The sequence below is a fragment of the Cutibacterium sp. KB22876 genome (genome assembly GCF_059728865.1).
Map to the genome: position 1 here is coordinate 1452513 of NZ_AP040858.1, position 12792 is coordinate 1465304.

Sequence of the window (12792 nt, forward strand, 5' to 3'; positions counted from 1 at the left end):
GGGGTGACTCATGGTTAAACTTGAGTCATCGCGACTCAGACTGAGTCGATGCAGGAAACTGCTGAATCCACAGGAGTGTTGACATGGCTCGTACCTTTGACCCGTTCCGTGAGATGGATCGTCTGCTCTCCGACGTCACCAGGACGCCGGCGGCCGTGGCGGTTCCCATGGATCTTTACCGAGACGGCGACAACTACATGGTGGCTGTGGACCTTCCGGGAGTGGACCCGGCGTCCATTGACATCGACGTCGACGATCGCACCTTGACCATCCGCGCCGAGCGCGCCGCCAAGGTGTCCCAGGAGGTGCAGTGGCTCTCCCGAGAGCGCGCCATGGGCACCTTCGCCCGCCAGCTCACCCTTGGGCATGGATTGGCCACTGATCAGATCACGGCCGAGTACACCGATGGTGTGCTGACCTTGACGATCCCGGTCGCCGAAGCTGCCAAGCCGCGCAAGGTGGAGGTTAAGCATGGCTCGACCACCATCGACGCCGCGGTCGACCAGGCTCAGGTCGGCTCGGGTGATCATCAGGAGCAGTGAGTCCTCGAGGACTGACACGACGGCCGGTTCCCGCGTTGGGGGCCGGCCGTCGTGTGTTGTCGCGCAGGTGTGGTCAGATGATGACGGAGACCAGCAGTACGAGCAGCAGGCCACAGACCGACAGCACCGTCTCCATGAGGGACCAGCTCTTGATGTTCTCGCCCACGGAGATGCCGAAGTACTCCTTGATGAGCCAGAAGCCGGCGTCATTGACGTGGGAGAAGAAGACCGAACCACAGCCGATGGCGAGCACCAGCAGGGCGGCCTGGGTGGGCGGCAACGTGGCAGCCACGGGCTCCAGGATGCCCGCGGCGGTGACCGTTGCGACTGTTGCTGAACCGGTGGCCAACCGAATGACGACGGCCACCAGCCAAGCCATCAGCAGCGGGGAGACGGAGGATCTGGTGATGCCAGCGGCCAGCAGCTTGGCGATGCCGGTGTCGACGAGGACCTGCTTGAAACCGCCGCCGGCAGCGACGATGAGAAGGATGCCAGCGATCGGGGGGAGGGAGGCCCCGATGCAGTCGCTGATGGCCTCCTTGTCCATTCCCGAGGTCTTGCCCAGGGTGAAGATCGCCAGCAGGGTCGTCAGCAGCAGGGCGAACATCGGCTGGCCGAGGAAGTCCAGGGCGTTACGGATGACGGTGCCCTTCGCGGCGAAGATGTCGGCGAGGGCCTTACCCATCATGAGAATGACGGGCAGCAGGACCGTCATGAGGGTGACCGAGAATTTCGGGTGACTGGGGGCGATGCCGGACCGCCCGTTTTCGTCAGAATTGAGGAAGAGGTCAGGGGCGTCGACGGGTACCCAGCGGGCAGCCAAGCGAGAGAAGAGCGGACCGGCGACGATGATCGTCGGGATCGCGATGAGGACGCCCAGACCCAGAGTCACTCCGAGGTCAGCCTTCAGCAGGCCGATGGCAGCCAACGGGCCAGGGTGCGGCGGAACCAGGGCGTGCATCGTCGACAGGCCGGCCAGGGCCGGGATGGCGACCCTCATGAGGGGCAACTTGGACCGGCGAGTCACCAGCAGGATGACGGGGACGAGCAGCACCAAGCCAATCTCGAAGAACATCGGCAGGCCAATGACGGCGCCGATGAGGGCCATCGCCCACGGCAGGGTGGCTGGGGATGCCTTGGACACCAGCGTGTCGACGATTTCGTCGGCGCCGCCGGAATCGGCGAGCAACTTGCCGATGATCGCGCCGAGGGCGATGAGGACGCCGACTGACGCCACCGTCGATCCCACACCCGTGGAGTAGGACTCCAATATCTCTTCGAGGGAGAGCTGGGCGATCGCCCCGACGGCCAGGGCGCCGATCGTCAGGGAGAGGAAGGGGTGGAGCTTGAACTTGGTGATGAGGGCGATGATGATGGCAAAGCCGATGATGGCTGCCGCGATCAACTGGCCGGTGCCGGCCGTTGTCTCGAGGATGACGGGCATTGACTCCTCCTTGAGTCCGGGGGTAGTGATGTCAGTCGAGGTTGGCCAGCCAGGCGGCTGCCTCGTTGGTGAGTTCTTCTCGGGAAGCGTCGAAATTGAGCGTGATGCCGGCCTCGTCGGCGGCGAGGGGTTCGAGGGTGGCGTACTGGGAGTCAACGAGGCTGGCTGGCATGAAGTGGCCGGCCCGAGCCTTCACCCGTTCAATGACGACCTCCCGATCGCCTGCCAAGTGGACGAATACGAGGTCGAGGCAGGCTTGCCTCAGCTGATCGCGGTAGATGCGCTTGAGAGCCGAGCACGCCACGACAGCGCCGTCACTACTGCGCTCTGCCAGCCAGGCGGCGATATTTGCCAACCAGGGGCGCCGATCGTCGTCGCTGAGGGGGTGTCCAGAAGCCATCTTGTCGATGTTGGCCTGGGGATGGAGATCGTCGCCGTCCATGAATTCCACGTTCAGGCGTGTGGCGAGCATGGCTCCGATGTCCGTCTTGCCAGCTCCAGCCACACCCATGACAACGATTGGTGGCACGCGGTGGCGCGATTGGATGACGCTCATGAAGGTCCCCTCGGAAGTCTCGGTCATCGTTGACGGCATCGAGTGTACGCGTTGAGATCAGATCTGTACAGGGAATTAGGGTTTGAAATCACATCCCGAAAAGAGGGTCATGACGTCGTTGTGTGCCAGGTGTGCGCGGGTTGGTATCGCTAGGGTTGTGGCCATGTCAGATTCCTCTATGGCCATCACGGTCTCGAACGTCATCGGGGCTCGGATCGTCAGTGGCGACGTCGCTCCTGGAACAGCGATGAGGCTCGAGGAACTTGACGCAGAATTCGGAGTTTCCAGGTCTGTCACCCGAGAAGCGGTCAAGCTTCTCGAGGCCCTTCACATGGTGCGTGCCCGGCGACGGGTTGGCATTGTCGTCACGGATGAGTCAGAGTGGGACGTCAGTTCCCCCGCCGTCATTGAGTGGTTCCTGGCTGGTCCCAGAAGGGACGAGGAGATCACCTGGATCAGTGAGCTGAGGTCGGCCGTCGAGCCGCTGGCGGCCGAGTTGGCCGCCAAGCGCGCTACCCGAGACGAATCGGCGACGATGTCTCTGGCCGTCACTGGGATGATCGCGGCCGCCGCTGATGGTGATCTTGACGAGTATCTGCACTGCGACATAGGTTTTCACACCGCTCTACTTCAGGCTTCTCACAATCCGCTCGTCGCCTCTCACGTCAATATTGTCGCCGCCGTCCTGAAAGGACGTACTCACCTCATGCCCTTCGAGCCTAGACAAGAGGCGATTGGATTCCATCGCAACATTGCAGATGCGGTTGCTGCCCATGATCCAGAGGCTGCTGCGGACGCCATGAGGGAGATCGTCGCGGAGGCTCACCAGGCAATGAGTTCGCGGTGATCACTGCCTCGAAAAACCTCAAAGGATCTCAGGAAAGGCACAGCTCGAAGAAATCCCGCGTCGGCGGGGTGTAAACATCCTATGTGTGTAAACATCTTATGAGGGGATGAAAACCGTTGTTACGCGGCACTGTCGATACCAATTGGTGAGCTTTCCCAAGGGGGAATCGGGCCGTGTTGGGAGACATGCGTTATCGTTCCTTTCATGCCTCAGGAATTCCTCGCTTCATCGGTCGCGAGCCGCTTGGGCGCACGCTGGGGGTGTAGAGCACGGTGCGGCTCCGGTTCAAGGCGGCGTAGATCTTGGCGTCGTTGTCGGAGCGCGGCCCCCAGTAGGTCAGCAGGTCGTGAGCCTTCTCGTAGTGTGCGTAGCGGCGCGCGGAGAGTGTCTCTCCTACGCCGGCTGATCCGAAGCACAAACCGATAGTGTGCCCGCGGCGCACGGCGTCGGCGAACTCGGTGAAGCGGCGGTGCTCCTTGGTGACGATGAAGCGCTGGCTCACCTGAAGTCCTCCTTGTAGATCTTCAACGCCGACCTCGGCGCCGGAGTCGGTGCTTCGGTGATCCGTGGTGTCTCGGTAGGTGCGGCCACGAGGGCGATGCGTTCGTTGATGCCGGCTCGCAGCGCTCGGCGGCGGCCGTTGCGCGCGGCCTGGATCTCCTTGAGGCTGACCTTCTGGTCGTGGTGTTCTTGGTTGACGGCCTTGCAGACGAATTCGTCGTGATCGAAGACGCGGATTTCGGTGATGTCGCGGGGGTCGTAGCGGATCACGACCGAGCGTCCGACGTAGCCGGCCAGAGTTGGCGAGACGTAGCGCAGGCCCTGGAAGTGGATGCCATCGCGGCGCACGACGCGGGTCTTGGCGACGGTCAACAGCAGTCTGTCGAGGTCTTCCAGGGTCTTGGGCATTCGGGGCAGCCAGCCATCGGCAATCCACGCGCTGCGCGGGGAGGTTCCGAGCTCGCTGTGCGTGCGGTCGTTGTAGGTGGCCACGAACGCCTCCAGGGCGCTATCGAGGGCGGCCAGGGACAGTTTCGGTGTCGGCCAGGGGTGCCCTTCGGTGTTGTGTCCGGGCAGGGTGGCGAGTAGCTCGGTGTTGATGGTGCCGAAGAACCGCTCGATCTTGCCCCGTCCCTGGGGTCGGGCGACGGTGGAGTGGATCAGGCGGATGTGGAGGTCGATGGCGGTGTGGGCGAGCTGGTCACTGGTGAAGTCGCTGCCGTGGTCGACGTAGAGCACGTCGGGCAGGCCGCACATCGGCCAGGCCGGGTCGGTCTTGTGCCAGATCGCTTGGCGCAGCGCCAGGGCGGTGTTCATCGCCGACGGTGCGCCCAGGAAGACTGTGTAGCCGCAGACCGCCCGGGAGCAGTCGTCGAGGATCGTTGTCAGCCATGGCCGTGCGGGCTTGCCGTCGGTGCCCACCACCAGGATGTCGAGCATGGTGTGATCGGATTGCCACATCGCGTTGGGCAGCTCTGCTTGCCGGCGGAGTACCAGCTCGTGCTTGTCGCGGTAGGACGCTGCGCCCTCCAGGGCGAGGGTGACCATGCCGGGATCCAGGGTCCGCACGATGTCCCACACCACGGAGTAGGAGGGGACCGGCCACCTCCGGGCGGCGCAGATGCCGGTGACTTTGCGGTGGATGGTGGCGATGGCCGGCCGCGGCTTGCTCAGTGCCAGGCCCTGGATCAGGTGGACGAGGTCGGGCGGAAGGCGGCGGGAGCCGGTGTCCGCTCGTGAGGCTGTCTCCAGTCCGGCGTAGCCGTCGGCGCGGTAGCGGGCGTGCCAGCGCTCCAGGGTCCGCAGCCCTACATCGGTCTCGCGAGCTAAGCGCGCGAGGGGCACCTGGTCCTCGACGTGGAGCCTGGGGATTCGCCACCGCGCTCGAGCGTCCACGACGCACCTACTGCAAGGCGTTCTCGCGCCCGCGCTCGGCGCGCTGAAGGGCGCGGTAGACCGTGGAGCGGCCCACGCTGAACAGTCCAGCCAGCTCGCCCCCGGTGTGCTCGTCGGCAGCATGTAGCTGGAGGAGGTGAGCTTCTTGCCGGGGGGTGAGTTTCGGTGACTTCCCGCGCAGCCGGCCCGTGGCCTTGGCGACCTTCATCCCCTCGCGGGTGCGGGCACGGATGAGGTCGGCTTCGAACTCGGCGACCATCGCCAGCACGTTGAACAACAGTTTCCCCATCGGGTCGGTCGGGTCGTACACCGATCCGGCGATGCTCAGCTTCACTTCCCGCGCCGCGAGGTCGTCGGCGATCTGGTGGGCACCACGGACTGAACGCGCCAGCCGATCGAGCTTGGTGACCACGAACGTATCGCCGTCCCGACAGGCAGCCAGCGCCTGCCGCAGGCCCTCACGGTCGGCGTTGCGGCCCGTGAGCCCGTGATCGACGTAGATGCGCTTGGGATCGACGCCGAACGCCGCGAGTCCGTTACGCTGCGCGGTCAGGTCCTGCTCGTCGGTGGAGACTCGGGCATAGCCGACCTTCAAGGGGGACATGCTCCCCAGCGTGTCATATAGCCTCCCTTCACCGGACAGTTCACCGGACGGGTCTTACGGGACAGCCCGCCAGGCGTGCCGTCGTTCCTCTCGATAAGTAGCGGTGGTGTCCGGTGAGGGCTCCCCTTACGGGCATGCGATCTGGGCTGACGCCTGTGACCGAGTGTTCAGTGCGCGTTGTATAGTTCAGTCCATGCTGACTATTGCTTCGCGTCTCGACGTGATGAACCGCCTGGGTCGTGCACTGGCCGACCCCACTCGATCCCGGATCATCTTGACCCTGCTCGACCATCCCGCTTATCCGGCGGAACTGGCCCGAGATCTGGACCTGACACGCCCGAACGTGTCCAACCACCTGGCATGCCTGCGCGATTGCGGGATCGTCGTCTCCGAGCCCGAGGGTCGTCGGACACGATATGAGATCGCCGATTCGCACCTGGCGCAGGCGCTGACGGCACTGGTCGATGCCACCCTGGCAGTGGACGAAGACGCCCCGTGCATCGATCCCGCCTGCTCGCTTCCCGGATGCGACGCAGCTGGGGAGAGCGCATGATCCTCACCTCGGTCTTGCAGGCGATGGGCCTGTTCGCAGCGACCAACATCGACGACATCATCGTGCTCTCCCTCTTCTTCGCGCGAGGGGCAGGCCAGCGCGGCACTACCGCCCGCATTCTGGCCGGCCAGTATCTCGGATTCGCCGGCATCCTCGGTGCCGCGGTCCTGGTGACCATCGGTGCCGGAGCATTCCTGCCCTCGGCAGCCATCCCGTACTTCGGTCTCATCCCCCTGGGCCTCGGCCTCTGGGCCGCATGGCAGGCCTGGCACGGAGACGGTGACGACGATGACGACGAGGCCAAGGTTGCCGGCAAGAAGGTCGGCATGTGGACAGTCGCAGGCGTCACCCTTGCCAACGGCGGCGACAACATCGGCGTCTACACCCCTGTCTTCTTCAGCGTGGAACCTCTCGCAGTAGTCGCCTACTGCATCGTCTTCCTCGCGCTCGTCGCGGTCCTGGTGGCCCTGGCAAAGTTCGTCGCCACCCGCCCCCCGATCGCCGAAGTGCTCGAACGCTGGGAGCACATCCTTTTCCCCATCGTTCTCATCGGCCTCGGCATCGTGATCCTCGTCAGCGGCGGAGCCTTCGGACTCTGACGTAGCGGCAGCGATCCAAACGGCCCCGACCGGGCGCACCCCTCTCGGTTCAGACCGCGACACCTACCTGCAGCCAGTCCTGCGTGATCGCGGCAACAAGACCGCCACGGAGCGCTGCAAAAACCCCGCCACCAAGCGAACGAAGCCACATATTGCGCTGGAACCCACTGCGGCTCGACTCGCGGCCGAACGTGCTGACGGGGCCGACCTCAAGTTGTTGCAGGACGCCGTGTCCGGCATGACAGAGGCCATTCGTAATGGTGATTCCAAGGGCCTCGCCCATCACGACCATGTTTTCCACCGTGGCCTTCTCGCGGCGACTCGCAATCCGTTGTATGTCGCTCACGTCCCGATGATGCTCAGGTACCTTGCTGAGCAGTACGAGGACCGAGAGCTGACCGAGGAGGATCGCGCCAACCTGGTCCAGCATCGTGACATTCTCGATGCCATCACGATGAGCGATCTCGACGCTGCCGAGCGTGCCACCCGCGCCCTCGTCCTGGGGAGTGGCAGGGTCATCTCGCAGGCAGCTTTCTGACCCACCCCGAGCCGCGAGGCTGCTCCGCACCCTGACGAGCAACTGGCCGGGGCCCGATCCACACGGATCGGGCCCCGGCCAGTTGTGATTCTGATCGGTCCTCCGACGAATCAGTCCTCAAATGCCTCGGGAGGCGGACAGGTGCACACCAGGTGGCGGTCTCCGTAGGTGTTGTCGACTCGGCCCACCGGAGGCCAGTACTTGGCCTGGATCCGGGTGAAGGCGCTGACGTCCAGCCCGCGTTCCTGATCGCGCTGCACGCCCAGACGCATGCCGGGATAGCAGCCCAACTCGCGAGAGTAAGGATGGTTCCACTCGACGGCCACTAGGCGGGCGGCCGGATGCGGAGCATTGACGAGCGGGTTGTCGTCGGCAGGCCAGTGACCTGATTGCACCATTCGAGCCTCCTCCACAATCGCTAGCATCGCGTCGCAGAAGCGGTCCAGCTCGGCGAGGTCCTCCGACTCGGTCGGCTCGACCATGAGGGTTCCGGCAACCGGGAAGCTCATCGTCGGGGCGTGGAAACCGTAGTCGATGAGACGCTTGGCGACGTCGTCAACGGTGATACCCGTCTCGGCCGTCAGCGGGCGCAGATCGAGGATGCACTCATGAGCCACGTAACCGTTCTGGCCGGTGTAGAGGACCGGGATCTTGTCCTGAACACGATGCGCGATGTAGTTGGCGTTGAGGACTGCCACCTCCGTCGCGAACTGCAGGCCCTCGAGACCCATGAGTCGCAGGTACGCCCAGGAGATGGGCAGAACTGACACCGATCCATAGGGGGCTGCGGACACCGCGTGACCGTCATGGGTCACCGACCCTCCGCCATTGAGTGGGTGCTCGTTGCGCGGGTTGAGCGGGTGACCTGGCAGGAACGGAGCCAGGTGTGCCTTGGCCGCCACCGGACCAACACCAGGACCGCCGCCACCATGGGGGATGGCGAAGGTCTTGTGCAGGTTGAGGTGACTCACGTCGCCGCCGATGCGGCCGAACTGTCCCCATCCGACCAGGGCGTTGAAGTTCGCCCCGTCGATGTAGACCTGTCCGCCGGCCTGGTGGACCATGTCACAGACCTGACGCACACCGTCCTCGTAGACGCCGTGGGTCGACGGGTAGGTGATCATGATCGCGGCGACGCGACCCTCGTTCTCGGCGATCTTGGCAGCCAGGTCGTCCCGGTCGATGGTGCCATCGTCATTGGACTTGACGACGACGACCTTGAGACCGGCCAGAGCCGCCGACGCAGCGTTGGTGCCGTGTGCCGAGGCCGGGACGAGGCACACATTGCGCTCGGTGTCCCCGCGGGACAGGTGATAGCCACGAATAGCTGCCAGACCGGTGTACTCACCCTGGGAACCCGCGTTGGGCTGCAGGGAGACGGTGTCGTAGCCGGTGAGTTCGGCGAGCCAGATCTCCAGGTCACGGATGAGTCGCAGGCTTCCGGCCTGGTCCTCCACCGGAGCGAACGGATGCATCTGGCCGAATGCCGGCCAGGTCATGGCATCCATCTCGGCTGCCGCGTTGAGCTTCATGGTGCACGAGCCGAGCGGAATCATGCCGCGGTCCAGGCCGTAGTCACGATCTGCCAACCTCTTGAGGTAACGCATCATGGCGGTCTCGGTGTGGTAGCTCGAGAATACCGGGTGAGTCATGAAGTCGGTCGTGCGGCGCAGATCCTCCGGCCAGATGTCGTCCGTCGGTGACTCGAGGCTGTCGCTGTCGCCGCCCAGCAGTTGGGCGAGCTCGCGCAGCTCGTCAGGAGTGACCGTCTCGTCCACGGCGATCTGGACGGTGTCCTCGTCGACGAGATCGAGGGTGTATCCGCCTTCACGTGCTCTGTTCCACAGCTTCTTGGCACCACCCTTGGCGGTGATGCGGATGGTGTCGAAGAACAGCTCGTTTGAGAGGTCGAGACCACCGGCACGCAGGGCCGAGGCGAGCTGCTGAGCGCGATCTCGTACCTGCGTGGCGATCCGGGTGAGTCCCTTCGGACCGTGCCAGATGGCGAAGGCGGCAGCGACGACGGCAAGGAGCACCTGGGCAGTACAGATGTTGCTGGTGGCCTTGTCGCGCCTGATGTGCTGCTCGCGAGTCTGGAGGGCCAGACGGTAGGCAGGATTGCCGTCGGCATCCGTGGAAACACCCACCAGACGTCCGGGGATCTGACGCTCCAGGCCAGTGCGCACCGACATGAATGCCGCGTGCGGTCCGCCATTGCCCATCGGAACTCCGAAGCGCTGCGAGGAACCAACGGCGACGTCTGCGCCGAGTTCTCCGGGAGGAGTCATGAGGGTCAGGGCCAGTACGTCGCACTCGGCGATGGCGATACCGCCAGCCTGATGGACGGCCTCGAAAACCTCGGAGGGGTTCCACAGTGCACCAGTGCTGTCCGGGTAGGGGGCCAGCACGCCGAAACAGCCAGCCTCGACCTCGGGTCGCCAGGATTCCGGGTTGCGCAGGTCCGTCTCGACGACCTCAATGCCCGCCGCCTCAGCATGTCCGAGGACGACGTCTCGAACCTGGTCGAAGACGTGGGTGTGGACGAGGAAACGGTTGGACTTCACCTTGCGGGACGCGCGGCGGGCCAACAGCATTCCCTCGGAGGCCGCAGTGGCCTCGTCGAGCAAAGAGGAGTTCGCCAGAGCCAGACCGGTGAGATCTGTGATGAGCTGCTGGTAGATCGTCAGGACCTCGAGACGACCCTGGGAGATTTCCGGCTGGTACGGGGTGTAGGCGGTGTACCAGGAGGGGTTCTCCAGGATGTTTCGACGGATGACCGGCGGGGTCAGGGTTCCGTAGTAGCCACGTCCGATGAGGGCGCGGGTGACACGGTTACCCTTTGCGATGTCAACGAGCTCGGCCCGGGCGGTTGCCTCATCGGCGGCGGGCGGCAGACTCGGGGTGTGGACGGAGGAGCCATTCCTGTCGGAGTTGAGGACGGAAGCCGGGATGGCGTCGCGAACGATCTGTTCGCAGCTGGTCACACCGACCGTCTCGGCGATGTGACGCAGGTCCTCGACAACGGATCCGACGTGGCGGCTCGAGAAGGGGCGCGGCCCCTCGAGGCCGCGCCGATCCCCAGCGTGGTCTGTCATCGTCATCACTTGGTGGTGAGCTTGAGGTAGGCGTCGCGGTCCATGAGTTCATCGGCGAGCTGTCCGCCGGAGACCTTGAACAGCCATCCTTGGCCGAAGGGGTCAGAGTTGACGAGTTCGGGCGAGTCGGAGATGGCCTCGTTGACCTCGGAGACGGTACCGGACACCGGGCTGAAGAGGTCTGATACCGATTTGGTGGACTCGACCTCGCCGATGGCCGATCCGGCCTGGACCTCGCTGCCGGCCTCGGGAATGTCGACGAAGACGACGTCGCCCAAGGCCTCGGCGGCGTAGTCGGTGATGCCGACGGTTACGGTGTCGCCGTCAACGGCGACCCACTCGTGCTCGGCGGAGTACTTGAGATCGGACAGTTCCATGTCTGCTCCTAAAGGGTTGTCTGGGGGCGGGTTGGTGGACGGTGTCAGGAACGCTTGTAGAAGGGCAGCTCGACGACGGTGACGTCGAGGGCCTTGCCTCGCACGTCGACGCTGAGCGAAGTGCCAACCGCGGCGACACCGGGATCTACGAAAGCCATTGCGATCGGGTGGCCCAGGGTGGGGGAGAGGATGCCGGAGGTGATGGACCCGACCTCCTTGCCCTCATTCATGACGGCGTAGCCAGCGCGCGCCGCGCGCCGTCCCTCGCCAGCCAGACCGACGAGAACACGGTCATCAGTCGTCTCGCGGTTCTCGAGGGCAGAGCGACCGACGAAGTCACCCTCCTTCTTGAAGTTGACGACTCGCCCAAGGCCGACCTGGGAGGGATGGATGTCGATTCCCAGCTCATGCCCGTAGAGGGGCATGCCGGCTTCCAGACGCAGGGTGTCGCGACAGGCGAGCCCACACGGGGTGAGGTCATCGCCGCCGGCCTCCATGAGAAGATTCCAGAGGTGTTCGGCGGCCTCGGCCGGTACATAAAGCTCGTAACCGTCCTCACCGGTGTATCCAGTACGGGCGACGAGCGTGGGGGAGCCGTCGAGCTGTCCGGTCAGGCAGCGGTAGTACTTGACGTCGCGGACCTCGTCGGAATCGAGGGTGGTGTCGGCCTTCGCCAGGGTCGCCAGCACGATCTCGACGGCTTTGGGTCCCTGCACTGCGACGAGGGCCGTCTGAGCTGACTCGTCGGAGACGGTGACGTCGAAGCTGGCACACCTCTTGGAGAACTCGGTCAGATCGGTTTCGGTGTTGGCAGCGTTGGCAACGACGAGATAATCACCGTCAGGCAGGTGGTAGGTCACGAGATCATCGACGACGCCCCCGTCCTCGGTGAGCATGAGGGAGTATTTCGCGCGGCCCTCCGCGACGGCTGAGAGTTTGCCTGCCAGGGCGTAGTCGAGAGCTGCCCCGGCATCGGGCCCGGAGACCCTGATCTCGCCCATGTGAGACAGGTCGAAGATGCCGGCATTCTTGCGGACGGCGTGGTGTTCAGCCAGGTCTGAGGAGTACCGCACGGGCATGTCCCAGCCCGCGAAATCGGTGAAGGATGCTCCGAGACTCTCGTATACGGCCGCCAGTGGTGTACGTCGAAGCGTGGTCATGCTTGGAAGTATGGCATGACGCGGGACCGCGTGCTTGCCCGCAGCCAGAACTGAGGAAGTAGACTTGGTGACGTACGAAGGAGTTCACCCCGCAAGCTCCGTGGCAGGTCAGGTAGGAGTTCGAGATGCCCTTGTCAGCAGAGGAGCAGCGGCGCCTTGCCGAGCTCGAGGAATATCTGTCCACCGACGATCCTGACTTTGCCCGATCGTTCTCGCGGAAGGCCTCGGCGACCCGTCGTCCCCATCCCGCCGGGGATGCCCTGGAGCAGCGGCGGAGACGGCATCGTCAAGCCCGTCGCCGTCAGATCCTCCTTGGCTCAGGCATGATGGTGCTGGGTCTGGCAGGGGTCGTCGGCGGGGTCGTGATGAGCAGTGGCCTCCTCGCCGTCGTCGGTTTCGTGATCATGGCCGTTGCGGTCGGAATTCTGCTGTCCACGGGCCAAGGCACGATGCCGGGCAGCAATGGCATTCGGCCGCGTGGTGGGGGCCGTGAGAGCAATCCGGACTCCTTCACCGCTCGGATGGAGGAGAGGTGGCGTCGACGTCAGTCGCGATGAGACGCGGTCGTCAGCCGTGGTGAT

General features: G+C 64.5%; 13 protein-coding genes and 1 pseudogene. 6 read left to right on the forward strand and 8 right to left on the reverse strand.

Translation table 11 applies throughout. The features are described from left to right. Nucleotides 1–83 precede the first annotated feature (83 nt). Entirely contained in the window at nucleotides 84–542 is a 459-nt protein-coding gene (locus AC6I1W_RS06570; RefSeq protein WP_004811828.1) for an Hsp20/alpha crystallin family protein, read from the forward strand. 73 nt (nucleotides 543–615) lie between these two features. On the opposite strand, the gene AC6I1W_RS06575 is transcribed toward AC6I1W_RS06570, so the two are convergent. Continuing rightward, nucleotides 616–1986, reverse strand: coding sequence for a GntT/GntP/DsdX family permease (locus AC6I1W_RS06575; protein ID WP_065673920.1), 1371 nt, complete (start codon nucleotides 1984–1986; stop codon nucleotides 616–618). A gap of 31 nt (nucleotides 1987–2017) precedes the next feature. Next, the gene (locus tag AC6I1W_RS06580; protein WP_270235759.1) at nucleotides 2018–2542 is read right to left on the reverse strand and encodes a gluconokinase; all 525 of its coding nucleotides are present in this window, start codon (nucleotides 2540–2542) and stop codon (nucleotides 2018–2020) included. A gap of 157 nt (nucleotides 2543–2699) precedes the next feature. Here AC6I1W_RS06580 and AC6I1W_RS06585 point away from each other — a divergent pair, with 157 nt between their 5' ends. Beyond that, on the forward strand, nucleotides 2700–3389 hold the full coding sequence (locus tag AC6I1W_RS06585) for a FadR/GntR family transcriptional regulator (RefSeq protein WP_117189297.1): 690 nt from the start codon (nucleotides 2700–2702) through the stop codon (nucleotides 3387–3389). A gap of 202 nt (nucleotides 3390–3591) precedes the next feature. Here the strand turns inward: AC6I1W_RS06585 and AC6I1W_RS06590 are convergent, their stop codons facing one another. Genes AC6I1W_RS06590 through AC6I1W_RS06600 form a run of 3 tightly spaced genes read right to left on the reverse strand, consistent with a single transcriptional unit; the run spans nucleotide 3592 to nucleotide 5889 of the window. After that, nucleotides 3592–3891, reverse strand: a complete 300-nt coding sequence (locus AC6I1W_RS06590; protein ID WP_249361227.1) for a hypothetical protein — start codon at nucleotides 3889–3891, stop codon at nucleotides 3592–3594. Then, nucleotides 3888–5285, reverse strand: coding sequence for a TnsB C-terminal domain-containing protein (locus AC6I1W_RS06595; protein WP_270235765.1), 1398 nt, complete (start codon nucleotides 5283–5285; stop codon nucleotides 3888–3890). Before AC6I1W_RS06595 ends, AC6I1W_RS06590 begins: the two co-directional genes overlap by 4 nt. Before the next feature lie 7 nt (nucleotides 5286–5292). Then, entirely contained in the window at nucleotides 5293–5889 is a 597-nt protein-coding gene (locus AC6I1W_RS06600; RefSeq protein ID WP_117189296.1) for a recombinase family protein, read from the reverse strand. A gap of 193 nt (nucleotides 5890–6082) precedes the next feature. Between AC6I1W_RS06600 and cmtR the strand changes: the two genes are divergently transcribed. The 3 genes and pseudogenes from cmtR to AC6I1W_RS06615 form a co-directional block, all read left to right on the forward strand. Beyond that, the gene (gene cmtR / locus AC6I1W_RS06605; protein ID WP_065673922.1) at nucleotides 6083–6442 is read left to right on the forward strand and encodes a Cd(II)/Pb(II)-sensing metalloregulatory transcriptional regulator CmtR; all 360 of its coding nucleotides are present in this window, start codon (nucleotides 6083–6085) and stop codon (nucleotides 6440–6442) included. Then, on the forward strand, nucleotides 6439–7041 hold the full coding sequence (locus AC6I1W_RS06610; RefSeq protein WP_016667307.1) for a cadmium resistance transporter: 603 nt from the start codon (nucleotides 6439–6441) through the stop codon (nucleotides 7039–7041). Before cmtR ends, AC6I1W_RS06610 begins: the two co-directional genes overlap by 4 nt. Nucleotides 7042–7192: 151 nt before the next feature. Beyond that, a pseudogene (locus AC6I1W_RS06615) lies at nucleotides 7193–7579 on the forward strand (FadR/GntR family transcriptional regulator); the annotation flags it as partial. Between the two features lie 110 nt (nucleotides 7580–7689). Here AC6I1W_RS06615 and gcvP read toward each other — a convergent pair. The 3 genes from gcvP to gcvT are packed head-to-tail and all read right to left on the reverse strand — an operon-like array spanning nucleotide 7690 to nucleotide 12211. Continuing rightward, nucleotides 7690–10680, reverse strand: coding sequence for an aminomethyl-transferring glycine dehydrogenase (gene gcvP / locus AC6I1W_RS06620; protein ID WP_270235773.1), 2991 nt, complete (start codon nucleotides 10678–10680; stop codon nucleotides 7690–7692). After that, a complete protein-coding gene (gene gcvH, locus AC6I1W_RS06625; RefSeq protein ID WP_065673924.1) occupies nucleotides 10680–11051 on the reverse strand; it encodes a glycine cleavage system protein GcvH in 372 nt (123 codons plus the stop codon). Before gcvH ends, gcvP begins: the two co-directional genes overlap by 1 nt. A 44-nt stretch (nucleotides 11052–11095) precedes the next feature. Then, complete coding sequence (gcvT, locus tag AC6I1W_RS06630) at nucleotides 11096–12211, reverse strand: glycine cleavage system aminomethyltransferase GcvT (protein WP_117189294.1); 1116 nt, start codon at nucleotides 12209–12211, stop codon at nucleotides 11096–11098. A 125-nt stretch (nucleotides 12212–12336) separates the two neighbouring features. On the opposite strand from gcvT, the gene AC6I1W_RS06635 reads away from it, so the two are divergent. Continuing rightward, a complete protein-coding gene (locus AC6I1W_RS06635) occupies nucleotides 12337–12768 on the forward strand; it encodes a DUF3040 domain-containing protein (protein WP_065673926.1) in 432 nt (143 codons plus the stop codon). Nucleotides 12769–12792: the final 24 nt, after the last annotated feature.